Origin of the sequence: Paraburkholderia sp. SIMBA_054, assembly GCF_046534875.1 — a bacterium.
Lineage (GTDB): Bacteria > Pseudomonadota > Gammaproteobacteria > Burkholderiales > Burkholderiaceae > Paraburkholderia > Paraburkholderia hospita.
Map to the genome: position 1 here is coordinate 1 of NZ_JAWRXV010001251.1, position 253 is coordinate 253.

Consider the following 253-nt stretch of genomic DNA (forward strand, 5'->3'; position numbering starts at 1 on the left):
CGTCGACGGTGCCGAGCGTCGGCAGCGACAGCGTCAGCCGCGTGCGCCACGGCTGATCCTCTTCGCTCGCCGTGCCGCCGCCGCTGCGGTCCCACTCGTCGCCGTCCTGTTCGATGGTCCAGTCGAGCTTCGCGCCGGGCCATGCTTCGCCGGTCCAGCGGAACTGGCCGGTTGCGAGCAGATCCAGTTGCTGGCGCACGAGCGGCACCGTTGCGGGATGGACCGCGGCGGCCTGCGGATTCTGCTGCGAGCC

Annotated in this window: 1 pseudogene; it reads right to left on the minus strand. The window is 71.9% G+C overall.

Annotated elements, in window-relative coordinates:
- Positions 1-253: pseudogene (locus SB822_RS59115) on the minus strand (flagellar hook-length control protein FliK); the annotation flags it as partial.